The organism is Paraburkholderia sp. RAU6.4a, from assembly GCF_050435625.1.
In the GTDB taxonomy this organism is placed as follows: domain Bacteria; phylum Pseudomonadota; class Gammaproteobacteria; order Burkholderiales; family Burkholderiaceae; genus Paraburkholderia; species Paraburkholderia tuberum.
The window spans coordinates 2927174-2942255 of the sequence record NZ_JBNDKQ010000002.1 but is presented as its reverse complement, the minus strand read 5'-3'; the positions used below and the strand labels follow the sequence as shown (position 1 = coordinate 2942255).

Genomic DNA, 15082 nt, shown 5'->3' with positions numbered 1-15082 from the left:
TTTCAATCGAGGGGCCACGTGGCGCGGCTTGCGGCTCTGACCGCCTGCGCCGAGTCGAGCGCTAGCGCATCGCGGGCGCGCTGGCGACACAGCTGATAGTCGAGCGTGCGCACGCGTGCCTTGATGCCTGGCACGGAGACCGGATCGACCGACAGCTCGGTCACACCGAGGCCCACCAGCAGCGGCATCGCGAGCGGGTCGCCGGCGAGCGCGCCGCACACGCCGACCCATTTGCCGTGCTTCGCGGCACCTTCGACGGTCGCCGCGATCAGGCGCAGCACCGCCGGATGCAGGCCGTCCGCCTGCGCCGCCAGATCGGGCTGGCAGCGGTCCATCGCGAGCGTGTATTGGGTCAGGTCGTTGGTGCCGATCGACAGGAAATCGGCGTGCTGCGCGAGCTGATCGGCGAGCAATGCAGCCGACGGCACTTCGATCATCACGCCAACTTCGACCGGCTCCGATCTACCCGCTTCGCGTGCAAGTTCGTCGATACGCTTGCGGATGCGGATCAGTTCGCCCGCATCGGTGACCATCGGCAGCAGGATGCGCACGGCGCCGACCGGACGCACCGCGAGCAGGCCACGCAACTGGTCGTCGAGCAGATCGGGGCGCACCTGCGCGAGGCGCACGCCGCGCAGGCCGAGCGCGGGGTTCGGCTCGGGCGGCAGCGTCAGATAATCGACTTCCTTGTCCGCGCCGACGTCGAGCGTGCGGATGATCGCGGTGCGGCCGCGCAACGCATCGACGATCGCCTGATAGCCGTGGCGATGCTCGTCCGCGCTCGGCGCGGCCGGGCGGTGGATGAACAGCAGCTCGGTGCGCAGCAGGCCGACCGCGTCCGCGCCGTTGTCGACCGCGGCGTTCGCGTCGTCGAGTGTGGCGATGTTGGCGGCCACTTCGATCGCGCGGCCGTCGGAGGTCGCCGCTGCCTGCTGCGACGTGCGGCGATCCGCTTCGCGCACGTCGGCGAGGCGGGCGCGTTCGCGTCGCGCGCGTTCGACGTCGAGTTCGGTCGGCGCGAATTCGAGCCGGCCGGTGCTCGCGTTCACCACCACCTGAGTGCCCTCGGGTATCGCATGCAACGCGTCGCCGAGCGCGACCAGCGCCGGAATGCCCGCCTGACGCGCGAGAATCGCCGCGTGCGAGGTCGCGCCGCCGCGTGCCATCACGAGCGCGGTCACGCGCGTGCGATCGAGCGACGACAGATCCGACGGCGTAAATTCGTCGGCCGCGAGCACCGCCTCGTCCGGCAGGGTGCGAGCCGCGCTGCTCGTGTAGCCGAGCGCGCGCTGCACGCGCTTTTCGATGTCGCGCAGATCGGCGGCCCGCTCGGCGAGCAGTGCGTCCTCCACATTACTCAGGATGCCTACTTGCGCGCGGATCGCTTCGCGCCACGCAAAACCGGCGCTCTTGCCGAGGCTGATCAGATCGCGCGCGGCGTCGAGCAGTGTCGGATCTTCGAGCAGCACGCGATGCACCGCGAAAATCCCCGCCTCGCCGACCGAGCCGCGTTGCGACGCATCGCGCACGATCGTGTCGAGATCGGCGTCGACGGTCGCGATCGCCTTGTCGAGCAGACGGCTTTCCGCCGCCGACGTGCCGCTCGCCTGCTCCGGCGGCTCGAGATCCGCGTCGTCCCAGCGCACCAGCTTGCCGAGCGCGATGCCCGGCGCGGCGCACACGCCCGCGAGCGTGTTCGGCGCGAGCGGCTCGCCCGCGGCGGGCGCCGCAACGACTGCCGCCGGTGCGGCCGCTGGCCGCGCCGCTTTCTGTTCGCGTTTCGGTTCGACCTCGCCGTGCGCTTCGCGCGTCAGTTCGTCAGCGATTGCATCGACCGCCGCCTGCGCGTGCGGACCGACGCCGAGCAACTCGACGCTTGCGCCTTCGCCGGCACCGAGTCCAAGCAGACCCACCACGCTTTCGATCGGCGCCTTGCGCCCGTCGTAGCGCACCTCGACCCGTGCGTCGAAGCGGCGCGCCGCTTCGCGCGCCCGCGCCGCGGGCCGCGCATGCAGGCCGCCCGCGTGCGTCAGCGTGATCTGCCGGCGCGCTTCGTCCATCACGTGCGCGGCGCTCGCCTCGCGCACCGCGTCGTGGCTGACGCCCTCGCGCGCGCGCAGCACCAGCAGCGTCGTTTCGCCGGCCTTGACATGCCCGTTCGGCGCCCGCTCGATCACCTCGAACGCATCCGAATTCGCAATCGCGATCACCGAGACGAGGCTCGGCGCATTCAGCGCGATCTGGTCCAGATCGAACTCGATCAGCACGTCACCGGCGCGCACCTGCGCGCCCTGCTCGACCATCGGCGCAAAACCCTTGCCGTTCAGTCCGACGGTGTCGATACCGATATGCAGCAGAATCTGCGCGCCCTCGGCGCTCTCGAGCGTTACCGCGTGGCCGGTGCGCGCGAGATGCGTGACGACGCCGTCGCATGGCGCGACGAGCCGACCCTCGAGCGGATCGACGCCGATGCCGTCGCCGAACATGCCGCCCGAAAACACCGGGTCCGGCACCTTCGCGAGCGGCACGACCGGGCCGGTCAGCGGTGCAAGCAAAACAATGTGATTCTCGGAATGGCTCATCAGGTTGGACTTCTCGACACGTCGCATCGTCATTCTCGTCAGTGAGTTTCGGTGACTTTGTTGAGATGGCGAGGCGCGTCGGGATTGCGCCCGCGCGCGGCGGCAAGATCCGCGGCCATCACGTAAAAGGACAGGATGGCGGCGATCGGATCGAGCGCCGCGTGTGCGGTGGCGACGAGCGGCAGCGAGGCTTGCGCGACGTCATCGGGCGCCGCGAGCAGCACGCGCGCGCCGCGCGCGCTCATGTCGTGCGCGAGTTGCAGCAGACCCGCCTGCTCCGGGCCACGCGGCGCGAACACGAGCAGCGGATAGTCGCGGTCGATCAGTTCCATCGGACCATGACGCACTTCCGCGCTCGAAAACGCTTCGGCCTGGATGCCGGAAGTTTCCTTCAGCTTCAGCGCGGCTTCCTGCGCGATCGCGAGGCCAAGACCGCGGCCAATCACGATCATCCGTTCGATACCGCGCAACTCGTTCACGGCCATCGACCAGTCGAGCCGGCCCGCGCGTTCCAGCGCGTCGGGCAGCGTATTCAGTCCATCGAGCAACGCGGCGTCGTTCTGCCAATGCGCAACCAGCTGCGCGGAGATCGACAGCATGGCGATATAGCTCTTGGTCGCCGCGACGCTCAGCTCGGGACCGGCTACGAGCGGCAGATGCCATTCGCACGCGTCGGCGAGCGGCGAGCTCGGTGCGTTCACGGCGGCGACCGTCAATGCGCCGGCCGCGCGCAACGCGTTCATCGTGCCGACGAGGTCGGGGCTCTTGCCCGATTGCGAAAACGCGAGCGCAAGCTGGTCGCGCACCTGCAGCGGCGCCTGCTGCAGCGTCGCGACCGACATCGGCAGCGACGCGACCGGCACGCCGAGGCGGCTCATCGTCAGGGATGCAAAGTAGCTGGCGGCATGGTCCGAGCTGCCGCGCGCGACGGTCAGCGCGACATGGCGCGGCTGTTGCGCGAGCTTCGCGGCGAGCGCCGCGACGCGCGAGGTGTCCTTGAGCTGCTCGGCTACTGTTGCGGCGGACGCGAGCGCTTCCTTAAGCATATTCGACAATCGCTTCTCCTTCGACGTAGGTCGCGCTCAGCGCCAGCTCGCGGTCGAATACGACCACGTCGGCCCACGCACCGCGCGCGATGCGGCCGCGGTCCTCGATGCCGAGATAGTCGGCGGCGTAGCGTGACAAACGGTGGGATACATCGGCGATCGGCAGGCCGATCGAGACGAGATTGCGCAGCGCCTGATCCATCGTCAGCGTGCTGCCCGCGAGCGTGCCGTCGGCCAGACGTACGCCGCCGAGGCACTTGGTTACGTGCTGGCTGCCGAGGCGGTATTCGCCGTCGGGCATGCCGGTGGCCGACGTGCTGTCCGTCACCACATAGAGGCGCGGAATCGCGCGCAGCGCGGTGCGGATCGCCCCCGGATGCACGTGCAGCAGGTCGGGAATGATTTCGGCGTATTCGGCGTGCGCAAGCGCAGCGCCGACGAGGCCAGGGTTGCGGTGATGCAGCGGCGACATCGCGTTGAACAGATGCGTGAAGCCGCACGCGCCGTGCTTGAGCGCGGCGACCGCGTCGTCGTAGGTGCCGAGCGAATGGCCGAGCTGCACGCGTACGCCGCGCGCCGCCATCTCGGAGATGATCTCCATGTGGCCGGCGATCTCGGGCGCCAGCGTGACGACGCGGATCGGCGCGATCGACAGATACCTGAGCACCTCGTCCATCACCGCCGATACCGCCGCGTCGGGCTGCGCGCCGAGCTTGCCGGGGTTGATGTACGGCCCTTCCAGATGCACGCCGAGCACGCGCGCGCAGCCCGGCGTGCGCACCCGCGTGACGTTGCCGAGCCCGGCGACGACGTTCATCAGCTCGTCGCGCGGCGCGGTCATGGTCGTTGCGAGCAGGCTCGTGGTGCCGTAGCGCGCATGCGTGCGGGTGATCGTTTCGATCGCGTCGCCAGCTTCCATCACGTCGGCGCCGCCGCCGCCATGCACGTGCAGATCGATGAAGCCGGGCAGGATGTACGGTGCGTCGTTCGTCGACGGATCGACGCGCTCGCCGGACAGCGTCGTGATGCGGCCGTTTTCGTATTCGAGCGTGCCGTGGATCCACCCTTCGGTGGTGAGTATGTTTCCGGTCAGCATGAGTCTCTCTGGTGCGTGATACGTATGCGGCAAATGGCGTCCGCCGGACTTGCGGCCTGCGAGGGCCGCGCAGCTCAGGTGCGCAATTCAGCGACGAAGTCGTAGTAGTCGTCGCGGCAATAGGTGTCGGTCAGCTCGATTGCGCGTTGATCCGCGCAGTAGCCGATCCGGGTGATGACCAGCAGCGCGGTGCGCGGTTCGATGTCCATCAGCGCGGCGATTTCGCTCGACGCGTTGACTGCGCGGAAGTGCTGCAACGCGCGCACGACCGCCGCGCCGCGCTGCTCGAGATAGCTGTACAGCGAGTCGCCGATCACGAGCGGATCAGGCACGATCGCGACCGGCAGCGCCGAATGTTCGACCGCCATCACGATGCCGTCCGCGCGCCGCAGCCGCCGCAGGCTCGTGACGGTCGCGCCGGGTGACAAGCCGAGGCGCAGCAGCTCGTCGCGATTGGCGGCGCGCACGTCGCGTTCGAGCCAGACCGAATCGGGCCGGAAACCGCGCTGCTGCATCTTCTTCGTGAAGCCGGTGAGACGCGACAGCGGATCTTCGACGCGCGGCGTGATGAAGCTGCCCGCGCCGCGCGAGCGCCGGATCAGCCCCTGCTCGACCAGCAGTTCGATCGCCTTGCGCGCGGTGACGCGCGACACGCCGATCGCGTCGGACAGCGTACGCTCGGAAGGCAGCGCCTCGCCGGCCGACCAGACGCCGCAATGGATCGCCGTCGCCAGGTTGCGCGCGAGCTGCAGGTAGAGCGGCGTGACGTTGCGCACGTCAGGCATCAATGCGGACCAGCGAGTTTCCATGAGGCTCCAAGGACGCCGCGAGCAGTACAGCCCGGAAAATTGAGAGCCCATTATATAACCAACATAATACCAGTCAACGGACTGGTTCCATGCCCGTCCGGATCACCGGAAAGCCTTGCTGAGTGCGGATCACAGCGGGATTCAACGGCTCCGTCGGAGGGATTTGCAGACCAGGGACTTTCCCGCATCGCACGCATTTGACGATACCAGCGAGTCGTTATCGGCTCCTGGTGGTATCAACAGCCCAAATAATCAATACCTATTTAATACCAGTTGGTGTCTCGCCGCGGTGAAGTGGCTTTGTAAATAAGGGTCGTGCCGATATAGTGCGCTGTACCGACCATAAAAAGTCCCGGGGAGCCGCCCTTGACAGATTCCGAGGCGCTGCGGCGCGCTCAGGCCGTCCGCCATTTCAATCGCTTCTATACCCAATGCATCGGTGCCCTGCACGAGCATCTGGCTCGAAGCGAGTTCTCGCTGACGGAAGTGCGCGTGCTGCACGAGCTATCGCGCGCCCGCGCGCAGACCGCGTCGGTGCTCGGGCGCGCGCTCGGGCTCGATAGCGGCTATCTGAGCCGCCTGCTGACCAGTTTCGAGCGACGCGAGCTGATCACGCGCCGTCCATCCGACACCGACGCACGCCAGTCGCTGATCGCGCTCACCGAGCACGGCCACGCGATCTACGCGCCGCTCGACGCCGCCGCCATCCATGAAGCACTCGGCCTGCTCGACAGACTCAGCGCGCTATCGCAGGAGCAGTTGATCGCCGCGATGAAGCTGATCGAGCGCCTGCTCGGCGACAAGCCGAAGCACGAGCTCGTGGTGCTGCGTCAGCCGCGCGCCGGCGAATGTGGCTGGCTCGTGCATCGTCAGGCGCAGTGGTTCGCCGCGCAGTACGGCTGGGATCACACGTTCGAGGGCTTGCTCGCGCGCGTCGTCGCCGAGTACGCGCAGCGCAACGATCCGCTGCGCGAGAAGTGCTGGATCGCCGAACAGGAGGGTCTGGTGGTCGGCTCGGTTTGCCTCGTCGGGGTCTCGACGACGGTCGCGGGCGTGCGCCTGCTGTGGGTCGAACCGGACGTGCGGAAGCTCGGCATCGGCACGCAGTTGCTCAGCGAATGCGTGCGCTTCGCGCGGCGCGCGGGCTACACGAAGCTCACGCTGACCACCGCGAGCGCATTGGCGGAGCCACGGCGGCTTTGTCAGCGCGCTGGGTTCGAGTTGGCCGGCAGCGCGGCGCAGCGCCGCTTCGGCCAGGATCTGATAATCGAAAGATGGGAGCTGGAGCTATAAAAAAAGCACGCGCCTGTACGGCGCGTGCCTTTCCTGATGCCATGCGGCTGCGCTTGCGATCGCGCTGAACGCGTCGCTTAGAACGACGGCACCGTCGAACCCTTGAACTGCGTCTTGATGAACTGGCGCACGTCTTCCGACTGATACGCCGCGACCAGCTTCTTCACCCATGGCTGATCCTTGTCCTTCGCGCGCACGGCGATCAGGTTCGCGTACGGGCTGTGGATGTCTTCGAGCGCGATCGCGTCCTTGGTTGGCTGCAGGCCGGCGGCCAGCGCGAAGTTCGTATTGATGACGGCTGCGTCGACGTCGGCGAGCGAACGCGGCAGTTGCGCGGCGTCGAGCTCGACGAACCTGATCTTCTTCGGATTGTCGACGACATCGAGCGGCGTCGCGTTGTTGCCGCCCGTGGCCGCGCCGTCCTTCAGCTTGATCAGCCCTTGCGCCTGCAGCAACAGCAGCGCGCGATTTTCGTTCGACGGATCGTTCGGCACCGCGACCTTCGCGCCCTGCGGCAGGTCCTTCAACGACTTCAGCTTCTTCGAGTACGCGCCGAGCGGCGAGATGTACGTGAGGCCCGCGTTGACGAGCTTGTAGCCGCGCTGCTTGATCTGGCTATCGAGGTACGGCTGGTGCTGGAAGCTGTTGGCGTCGAGGTCGCCCGCGTCGAGCGCGGCGTTCGGCTGGATGTAGTCGTTGAACTCGACGACCTTCACGTTCAGGCCTTCGCGCTTCGCGACCTTGGTGACGACTTCCCAGATCTGCGCGTCCGGGCCGCCGATCGTGCCGACCTTGATGACCTTGTCGTCGGCGTGCGCGCCGAAGCTGGTCAGGATCGCCGCACCGGCGACGACTGCGGTGAGGGCTTTGAGGATATTTCTGCGCTGCATGTGATTCTCGCTGTTGCGGTTCGACGTTTGAGTCGATGGCTCCGATCGATGTCGGAGTCGGATGAAATGGGCGGCGCTCCGGTTCGTGCTGGCGCGCCGTCGGCCAAGCCCAAAATTGTTTCATATGGGCGGCAAGTTGGGAAATACCCTTACCGCATATGGTTATGCGGAGCGCAAGCGCAATGGCTAGCGCAACGCAAAACCCGCGGCTGACCGATAATCCAGAGCCGTAGCCGCGCACGGCCCACTCACCCGCCCCTGAGAACGACCATGTACGTGATCAACCTGATCTACACCGCCCCGCTCGATCGTATCGACGACGCGCTCGACGCGCATCGCGCGTTTCTCGCGGAGCAGTTCGACGCGGGCATCTTCGTCGCGGCCGGGCCGAAAGTGCCGCGCGACGGCGGCATCATCCTCGCGGTTCGTATCGAGCGCGACAGGCTGGATCGCATTCTCGCGAGCGATCCGTTCGCCCTGCAACAGCTCGCGCGCTACGAGGTGACGGAGTTCAAGACGACGCGTCTCGCGCCGGGGCTGAATTTGCCGATTCCGGTCTGAGCGCGAGTTGCGAAGAGGGGAGGGATGCGGGGAGGCGTGAGCGGCGCCGCTTTAAAAAGCCGCCTGCGATGCGCGTCAATCGAGCAGCAGCTTGATGTCATGCACCCATGGTGTCGCGCCTTGGCCATCGCGCGCGAACAGACGCAGCTTGCCGTCCGTGTCGAACACATAGCTCGCGGCCGTGTGGTCCATCGTGTAGCTGTCGGGTGTCTTGCCCGGGACCTTCGCGTAGTACACGCGGAAGTCTTTCGCGACCTTCGCGAGCTGCTCTTCGCTGGCGGGACGCAAGCCCACGAAGCTCGGATTGAACGCCGGCACGTATTGCGCGAGCAACTGCGGCGTATCGCGCTCGGGGTCGACCGTGACGAACAGCACCTGCACGCGCTTCGCGTCCTCCGGACCGAGTTGCTGTAACGCCTGTGACAGCTCGGCCATCGTCGTCGGGCAGACGTCCGGGCAATGCGTATAGCCGAAGAACAGCACGACGACCTTGCCTTTGTAGTCGGCAAGCGTGCGGATCTTGCCGGACGTGTCGGGCAACGAGAAATCGCTGGCGAATTGCGTATTGCCGGTGATGTCGAGATTCGTAAAAGCCGGCGGCTGCTTGCCGCAACCCGTCATCAGCAGTGTGCCGCCCAGCGTCGCGCCGAGCACGCAAGCCATCACAGCGGCGCGCGCAATGCGCGCAAAGCGATTGTTGAGCATGGTGTTACGCGCCTATCACGACGCGCGCGTAGTGGTCGATCAGCAGCGCGGCGAACAGCAGCGACAGATAGACGATCGAATAACGGAAGGTTTTGCGCGCGAGCTCGTCCGAATACTCCCGGTAGATCTTCCACGCATAAGCGAGAAACACGGCGCCGAGCAGCACCGCCGACGCGAGATACACGACGCCGCTCATGCCGGAGACGAACGGCATCAGCGTGACCGCGAACAGGATGATCGTGTAGAGAAGGATATGCAGGCGCGTGTACTTTTCGCCGTGCGTGTTCGGCAGCATCGGCAGGCCGGCGTTTTCGTAGTCCTTGCGGCGATACAGCGCGAGCGCCCAGAAATGCGGCGGGGTCCACACGAAGATGATCAGCACGAGGATCCACGCGTCGGCGGGCACGTGGCCCGTTACCGCGGCCCAGCCGAGCGCGGGCGGCATCGCGCCCGACGCGCCGCCGATCACGATATTCTGCGGCGTGGCTGGCTTCAGCAGCAGCGTATAGATAACCGCATAACCGACGAACGTGGCGAGCGTGAGCCACATGGTCAGCGCATTGGCGAACGTGTACAGCGTCCACATGCCGAGGCCGCCGAGCACGGCCGAGAACAGCAGGATCTGCGGGGTGGTGATTTCGCCGCGCGCGGACGGACGCCACGACGTGCGGCGCATTTTGGCGTCGATCTGCTGCTCGACGAGGCAGTTGATCGCGAACGCGGCGCCGGCCAGCAGCCAGATGCCGACGGTGCCGCCGATCAGTACGGTCCATGGCACCATGCCCGGCGTGGACAGGAACATGCCGATGACCGCGCAGAACACCGCAAGCTGCGTAACACGCGGCTTGGTCAGTGCGAGATATTGGGAGACCCGGCTGCCGGGCGTTTGGGAGAGTGTTGTGCTGTCCATGTGAGTCACGCTGGCGCGGCTTCGCGCGCAGGGAGCGCGGCGCGGCCGGGACGGCTATAAGCGACCCGAAAGTTTAACATAACGAGCAGCAGGAGCAGGATCGCGGCCCCGCCGTTATGGGCGACCGCAATCGGTAACGGCCATTGCAGCACGATGTTCGACAAGCCGGTGACGAACTGGATCAGCACCACCAGCAGCACGCCGTTGGCGGGTCGCCGCAGTGACTCGAAGCGGCGCATCTTCAACGCGAACCACACCAGATAGGCGATCACAGCGAACGCGAACGTGCGATGCGTCCAGTGAATCGCGACCAGCGCATCCTGCGTGATCATGTCTCCGTCGCCGGTCATGCCGAGCGCGCGCCACAGGTGGAAGCCGTGCGCGAAGTCCATCGGCGGAATCCATTGGCCGTTGCAGGTCGGGAAGTCGGTGCACGCGAGCACCGCGTAGTTCGTGCTGACCCAGCCACCGAGCGCGATTTGCAGTACCAGTAGCGCGAGACCCGCGAGCGCGGCCACGCGCCAGCGCGCGGCCTCGGGCTCGTAGGCCGGCAGCGGCGTCAAGCGCGCCGCGAGCCAGCCGAGCGTGCCGAGCAGCGCCAGGCCGAGCAGCAGATGCGTGGTCACGATGATCGGCTGCAGCCTCATGGTCACGGTCCACGCGCCGAACACGCCCTGCACGACGATCAGCAGCAGCAGCGAAGTCGGCCACCACGGCGACACATGCAGCGGACGACGCTTGATACGCGCCGTCCAGGCAATGATCGTCTGCGCGATGATCAGCACGCCGATCGCCATCGCGAAGTAGCGATGGATCATTTCGATCCACGCCTTCGTCATGCTGACGGGGCCGCTCGGCATCGCCTGATAGGCCGCGGAGATCGCCGCGTGCGCGATGAACGGCGACGACGTGCCGTAGCAGCCGGGCCAATCCGGGCAGCCGAGGCCCGAATCGGTGAGGCGCGTGAAGCCGCCGAACATCACGAGATCGAGCGTCAGGAAGGTGGTGAGCCAGACCAGCTTGCGGAATTTGTTGTCGTCGGCCTTGACCCACACGTAGGACAACGGCAGCAACGCGATACACAAGCCGATCAGGCCCAGTTGCAATACGAACATCTCATTTACCCAGGTTGCGGCGTCAGCCGATGGTCGACCATTTGAGCAGCTTGGTCAGGTCGCCTTTGATCTTGCTCGGGTTCGCGTCTTTCGGAAAACGCATCATCAGATTGCCGTTCGGATCGACCAGGTAGATGTGGTCGGTGATCCGCGTGCCGGTGTCGGCGGGCAGCCACGCGGCGACCTGCGCCGGATCGGCGATCAGCATGTCGGTGTTGGGGTAGGCGGTTTGTATCACGTCCGCGACCTTGTCTGCATCGGTGCGCAGCCACACTTCCATGACGCGCTCGCGTTCCGGGCCCTGAGCTGCGCGGATTTGTCGCATGAAGTAGAGCTTCGTCACGCAGGCTTGGTCGCACGCGCTGTTGTCCACCGAGATCATGAGCCAGCGGCCATGCAGCGAGGCGAGCTTCAGCGGCTTGCCGTCCGCGCCGGTGACCATGAGCGAGTCCGGGATCGGCCGTTGCGGCTCGATCAGCGCGCCGTAGTTCGTGCTGCCGCCGGTCGGCTTCACGACGAAGTACATGAAGTACGAGATCGCGATCGGCGCCGCGCAGATCACCGCGAGCAGCAGCAGCACCCAGCGGCCGCGCCGCCACGAGCCCGGGCCGTTCGGTTGGCCGGGCATCGCTTTGGCCGCGGCGGGTTTGCCGCTGGATTTGCCAGCTTCCGGCGAACGGGGAGTTTGAGTCGACACTACAGAACCTCTTTCAATGTTTGGACGGCGGCGAGCCGTGCCTTGCGTTCCTCACGCGCCCGGCGCGTGCTCTTTTTTGCCCGCGCGGCGCGCCGCATACAGACCGAAGGCGAGCGCGGCGGCGGCCATGCCCCACCACTGCAGCATGTAGCCGTAGTTGCGCTCGACGCCGGTGGTCGGTGCGGGCCAGTCGCGCACCAGGCCGTCGGGGGCATCGCCGGTCTGCTGGATCACGAACGATTGCAGCGGCAGCCCGGTCTCCGCGGCGTACGAGCCGACATCGAGATTCTGCCGGATCAGGCGATGCGCGGCCGATCCACCCTCGCCGAGCTCGAACGCGCGCGACGCGTCGGCACGCGCAATCCCTTCGATCTCGACCTCGCCCGGCGGCGTCGTGTACGGCGCGATGGTCTCGCGATTGCTCAGGTTGCGCGGCAGCCAGCCGCGATTGACGAGCACGTAGCCGCCGTCGGCGAGTTTAAAAGGCATCACGACGTAAAAGCCCGGCTGATCGTTATGCGGACGATTATCGAGGTACACGACCTTGTCCGTGACGAAACTGCCGCGCGCTTTCACGCGATGAAACTCGACGTCCTTCAGCGCGAGCGGCGCCGCGCTGACCGGCAACGCGGGCGCGTTCTCGAACTGCGTGATGCGCGCCTCGAGCGCTTCCTTCTGATGCGCGCGATCGCGCTGCCAGAAACCGAGCCGCATCGTCACGACGACGACCAGCAGGATCAGCAGCGCGGGAATCAGGCGAAACTTCATTGCGGGCGCTCCGGCATCGCGCTCAGGGCCGCCGGGAACCTGCGGCAGACGCCCGCTCGCGGTGCGATAATGAATGTCTTGCCACTGCGCTTTCCGGTTTCAGTTGGTTTCATGCACATTATCGTTCCCATCGCCTTTGCTCTCATCATCGCCAGCATGGTGTCGGCGCTGTATTTCATGATGCACGACAAAGGCAAGACCAAGCGGATGGTCTGGTCACTCGCCACGCGGGTGGGCCTGTCGATCTCGCTGTTCCTGTTCATCCTGTTCGCACACTGGATGGGCTGGATTCAGTCGACCGGGATTCCGTACGGGCGCTGACGCTCGCGGATAGGTCGCCGCCGCATCCCCATCAGCGGCAAATTTTCCTCGCCGCCAAACAAAACGCCGCCCTGAAAGTCGAGGGCGGCGCTGCATTCAGCCTTGCATACTGCTCGTGCGCGCCGCCTGAACGGCGTTGCGCGCACGGATCTGGCCGCATTACAGCCAGTACACGACGACGTACAGCCCGAGCCACACGACGTCGACGAAGTGCCAGTACCAGGCCGCGCCTTCGAACGCGAAGTGATGTTCCGGCGTGAAGTGGCCGCGAATCAGGCGCACCAGCACAACGGAGAGCATCGTGCCGCCGAGGAACACGTGAAAGCCGTGGAAGCCGGTCAGCAGGAAGAACGTCGAACCGTAGATGCCCGAAGCCAGCGTCAGGTTCAGCTCGTTGTACGCGTGGAAGTATTCGAAGCCCTGCAGGAACAGGAAGCTCACGCCCAGCACGATTGTCGCCGCGAGCCACGCAATCGCCTTCTTGCGATGGTTGTCGCGCAGCGCGTGGGTGCGACACCGTCAGCGTCGCACCCGACGACAGCAGCAGCGCCGTGTTGATGGTCGGCACCGGCCACGGCTGCATCGACTTGTAGGTGCCCACGAGTTCGGCCGGGCCGTTGTTCGGCCACACCGCCGTGAAATCCGGCCAGATCAGTTTGTAGTCGAGGCTGCCGAGTTGATGCAGCGCGATTTCGCGGGCATAGAACAGCGCGCCGAAGAATGCGCCGAAGAACATCACTTCGGAGAATATGAACCAGCTCATGCTCCAGCGGTACGACCGGTCGACGTTCTTGCCGTACATGCCGCCTTCCGACTCGGCGATCGCGTCGCCGAACCAATGCCACAGCGTAAAGAGCAGCCACAGCAGACCGATGAGCACGCCAAGCGGCGCCCAGGTATGGTCGTTGATCCAGGCCGCAAGCGATCCGAGCATGACCAGCAACCCCGTAGCGGCGCTGATCGGATGCCGCGACGGATGCGGTACGAAATAGTACGGGCTCTCGTTTTGTGACCGCTCATTCTTGATTCTCCACTTCAGTCCAGTTGTTCCGGAATCTCCGGCTGTATCTTCGGCGGCGCGTCGATACCGCACCGCTTCTCTCTAATTCGTGGGCTCTTCTCTGCTGTGCTGTGCCCTGCTACTGCCTCAACCGACCACGAGGTGCACGACCAGAATCAGCACCCCGATCAGAACCGCCGCGCCGATCAGCGCCGCCACGATCACATGCAGCGGGTTCAGTTGCGTCGCGTCCGCCTCGAGATCGCGGCGCTTGCGCACGCCGAAAAACGACCAGAACACCGCGCGCATCGATTGACCGAAACTGCTCTTGCGCGGACTGCCGCCGTTATCGTTCATCTCGCTTCGTTTTCCTTCGTTCGTCCGCGGCTCGCGCCGTCAAATCTGCTTCAGGCCGGCTTCGCGGGAGTGGCTGCCGCGCTGGTCACTGCATCGTTCACTGCATTCGCCTTCGGCGCCGCATCATCCGCGCTAGCCGCCGCCGGCGTGTTCAACTCGAAAAACGTGTACGACAGCGTGATCGTCTTCACGTCCTTCGGCAACTTCGGGTCGACGACGAACACCACCGGCATCCGCTTCGTCTCGTTCGCGTTCAACGTCTGCTGCGTGAAGCAGAAACACTCGATCTTCCTGAAGTACTCGGTCGCCTGCTTCGGCGCGTAGCTCGGAATGGCCTGCGCACGGATCGTGCGCGACTGCTTGTTGCTGACGTCGTACATGACCGTCGTTATTTCGCCCGGATGCACGTCGAGACTGCGCTGCTCCGGCTTGAAACCCAACAGGCCCCGCGCGTTCGCATCGAATTCGATCGAAATCGTGCGGCTCATGTCGACCTGCGTATTCTTCGCCTCGCGCGCTGAAACGTCGCGCTGCACGAGGTTGTTCACGCCGGTGATCTCGCAGATCGCGCGATACATCGGCACCAGCGCGAAACCGAAACCGAACATCATCAACGCGACGACGAACAGCTTGATCAGCATCGAACGGTTGAAAGAGCGGTCGGCCTCGGCCGGCGGTTGCGTCGACATCTGAATCCTCAACAAACCTGCATACGGACTGCGAATGCGGCGTTAGCTGAACCAGCACTGCTTCAGAATCGCGCTCGCGAAAAACACCGCGGCGATCGCGAACATCACCAACCCTATCCGCCTGTTGCCCGCGCGAATCTGCTCCGGCGTACGTCTTTCCTGTGGATTGCGCGTCATGCTCGACTTTCCGAGTACGGTTCTTGACTGGCGAGGCCGCCGCGCGAAGCGCCGGAGTCCGGTGGC

Annotated in this window: 16 protein-coding genes and 1 pseudogene; 3 read left to right on the top strand and 14 right to left on the bottom strand. The window is 65.7% G+C overall.

Annotation, left to right across the window (positions count from 1 at the left end; all coding sequences use genetic code 11):
* Positions 1 to 2: 2 nt before the first annotated feature.
* From ptsP to OKW40_RS18400, 4 genes are all read right to left on the bottom strand, one after another.
* Positions 3 to 2609: a phosphoenolpyruvate--protein phosphotransferase gene (gene ptsP / locus OKW40_RS18415; RefSeq protein WP_429490900.1), complete on the bottom strand. Its 2607-nt coding sequence runs from the start codon at positions 2607 to 2609 to the stop codon at positions 3 to 5.
* Between the two features lie 11 nt (positions 2610 to 2620).
* A complete protein-coding gene (locus OKW40_RS18410) occupies positions 2621 to 3637 on the bottom strand; it encodes an SIS domain-containing protein (protein WP_429490898.1) in 1017 nt (338 codons plus the stop codon).
* Positions 3621 to 4724 (bottom strand): N-acetylglucosamine-6-phosphate deacetylase, encoded by a 1104-nt coding sequence (nagA, locus tag OKW40_RS18405; RefSeq protein ID WP_429335698.1) that lies wholly within the window; start codon positions 4722 to 4724, stop codon positions 3621 to 3623. Before nagA ends, OKW40_RS18410 begins: the two co-directional genes overlap by 17 nt.
* A gap of 74 nt (positions 4725 to 4798) precedes the next feature.
* Positions 4799 to 5533 (bottom strand): GntR family transcriptional regulator, encoded by a 735-nt coding sequence (locus OKW40_RS18400; protein WP_429490896.1) that lies wholly within the window; start codon positions 5531 to 5533, stop codon positions 4799 to 4801.
* 366 nt (positions 5534 to 5899) lie between these two features.
* On the opposite strand from OKW40_RS18400, the gene OKW40_RS18395 reads away from it, so the two are divergent.
* A complete protein-coding gene (locus OKW40_RS18395) occupies positions 5900 to 6826 on the top strand; it encodes a bifunctional helix-turn-helix transcriptional regulator/GNAT family N-acetyltransferase (protein WP_429490894.1) in 927 nt (308 codons plus the stop codon).
* 77 nt (positions 6827 to 6903) lie between these two features.
* Here the strand turns inward: OKW40_RS18395 and OKW40_RS18390 are convergent, their stop codons facing one another.
* A complete protein-coding gene (locus OKW40_RS18390) occupies positions 6904 to 7716 on the bottom strand; it encodes a MetQ/NlpA family ABC transporter substrate-binding protein (protein ID WP_429356550.1) in 813 nt (270 codons plus the stop codon).
* A 270-nt stretch (positions 7717 to 7986) separates the two neighbouring features.
* Between OKW40_RS18390 and OKW40_RS18385 the strand changes: the two genes are divergently transcribed.
* Positions 7987 to 8277 (top strand): YciI family protein, encoded by a 291-nt coding sequence (locus tag OKW40_RS18385; protein ID WP_018419317.1) that lies wholly within the window; start codon positions 7987 to 7989, stop codon positions 8275 to 8277.
* 75 nt (positions 8278 to 8352) lie between these two features.
* On the opposite strand, the gene OKW40_RS18380 is transcribed toward OKW40_RS18385, so the two are convergent.
* From OKW40_RS18380 to OKW40_RS18360, 5 genes are read right to left on the bottom strand one after another with little or no spacing between them, the layout of a single operon-like run.
* Positions 8353 to 8982: an SCO family protein gene (locus OKW40_RS18380; RefSeq protein WP_429490892.1), complete on the bottom strand. Its 630-nt coding sequence runs from the start codon at positions 8980 to 8982 to the stop codon at positions 8353 to 8355.
* 4 nt (positions 8983 to 8986) lie between these two features.
* Positions 8987 to 9892, bottom strand: a complete 906-nt coding sequence (cyoE, locus tag OKW40_RS18375) for a heme o synthase (RefSeq protein WP_429490891.1) — start codon at positions 9890 to 9892, stop codon at positions 8987 to 8989.
* 5 nt (positions 9893 to 9897) lie between these two features.
* A complete protein-coding gene (locus OKW40_RS18370; protein WP_184062530.1) occupies positions 9898 to 11007 on the bottom strand; it encodes a COX15/CtaA family protein in 1110 nt (369 codons plus the stop codon).
* Between the two features lie 22 nt (positions 11008 to 11029).
* Positions 11030 to 11704 carry an SCO family protein gene (locus OKW40_RS18365; RefSeq protein WP_184066991.1) on the bottom strand — a complete coding sequence of 225 codons (675 nt, stop codon included), beginning with the start codon at positions 11702 to 11704 and terminating at the stop codon, positions 11030 to 11032.
* A 51-nt stretch (positions 11705 to 11755) separates the two neighbouring features.
* Positions 11756 to 12472 carry an SURF1 family protein gene (locus tag OKW40_RS18360; protein WP_429356548.1) on the bottom strand — a complete coding sequence of 239 codons (717 nt, stop codon included), beginning with the start codon at positions 12470 to 12472 and terminating at the stop codon, positions 11756 to 11758.
* Between the two features lie 111 nt (positions 12473 to 12583).
* Between OKW40_RS18360 and OKW40_RS18355 the strand changes: the two genes are divergently transcribed.
* Complete coding sequence (locus tag OKW40_RS18355) at positions 12584 to 12793, top strand: twin transmembrane helix small protein (RefSeq protein ID WP_008921867.1); 210 nt, start codon at positions 12584 to 12586, stop codon at positions 12791 to 12793.
* 159 nt (positions 12794 to 12952) lie between these two features.
* On the opposite strand, the pseudogene OKW40_RS18350 reads toward OKW40_RS18355, so the two are convergent.
* From OKW40_RS18350 to OKW40_RS18335, 4 genes and pseudogenes are all read right to left on the bottom strand, one after another.
* Positions 12953 to 13820 (bottom strand): annotated as a pseudogene (locus OKW40_RS18350) (cytochrome c oxidase subunit 3).
* A 120-nt stretch (positions 13821 to 13940) separates the two neighbouring features.
* Positions 13941 to 14150, bottom strand: coding sequence for a DUF2970 domain-containing protein (locus OKW40_RS18345; RefSeq protein WP_184062536.1), 210 nt, complete (start codon positions 14148 to 14150; stop codon positions 13941 to 13943).
* Positions 14151 to 14200: 50 nt separating this feature from the next.
* Entirely contained in the window at positions 14201 to 14839 is a 639-nt protein-coding gene (locus tag OKW40_RS18340) for a cytochrome c oxidase assembly protein (protein ID WP_429490888.1), read from the bottom strand.
* Between the two features lie 42 nt (positions 14840 to 14881).
* Positions 14882 to 15016, bottom strand: a complete 135-nt coding sequence (locus tag OKW40_RS18335) for a cytochrome oxidase small assembly protein (RefSeq protein ID WP_018419308.1) — start codon at positions 15014 to 15016, stop codon at positions 14882 to 14884.
* Positions 15017 to 15082: the final 66 nt, after the last annotated feature.

Coding starts and splice junctions, on each gene's coding strand:
- OKW40_RS18355 (WP_008921867.1), top strand. CDS start 12,584: ATGCACATTATCGTTCCCATCGCCTTTGCTCTCATCATCGCCAGCATG.
- OKW40_RS18345 (WP_184062536.1), bottom strand. CDS start 14,150: ATGAACGATAACGGCGGCAGTCCGCGCAAGAGCAGTTTCGGTCAATCG.
- OKW40_RS18385 (WP_018419317.1), top strand. CDS start 7,987: ATGTACGTGATCAACCTGATCTACACCGCCCCGCTCGATCGTATCGAC.
- OKW40_RS18380 (WP_429490892.1), bottom strand. CDS start 8,982: ATGCTCAACAATCGCTTTGCGCGCATTGCGCGCGCCGCTGTGATGGCT.
- OKW40_RS18390 (WP_429356550.1), bottom strand. CDS start 7,716: ATGCAGCGCAGAAATATCCTCAAAGCCCTCACCGCAGTCGTCGCCGGT.
- cyoE (WP_429490891.1), bottom strand. CDS start 9,892: ATGGACAGCACAACACTCTCCCAAACGCCCGGCAGCCGGGTCTCCCAA.
- nagA (WP_429335698.1), bottom strand. CDS start 4,724: ATGCTGACCGGAAACATACTCACCACCGAAGGGTGGATCCACGGCACG.
- OKW40_RS18370 (WP_184062530.1), bottom strand. CDS start 11,007: ATGTTCGTATTGCAACTGGGCCTGATCGGCTTGTGTATCGCGTTGCTG.
- ptsP (WP_429490900.1), bottom strand. CDS start 2,609: ATGCGACGTGTCGAGAAGTCCAACCTGATGAGCCATTCCGAGAATCAC.
- OKW40_RS18340 (WP_429490888.1), bottom strand. CDS start 14,839: ATGTCGACGCAACCGCCGGCCGAGGCCGACCGCTCTTTCAACCGTTCG.
- OKW40_RS18335 (WP_018419308.1), bottom strand. CDS start 15,016: ATGACGCGCAATCCACAGGAAAGACGTACGCCGGAGCAGATTCGCGCG.
- OKW40_RS18400 (WP_429490896.1), bottom strand. CDS start 5,533: ATGGAAACTCGCTGGTCCGCATTGATGCCTGACGTGCGCAACGTCACG.
- OKW40_RS18360 (WP_429356548.1), bottom strand. CDS start 12,472: ATGAAGTTTCGCCTGATTCCCGCGCTGCTGATCCTGCTGGTCGTCGTC.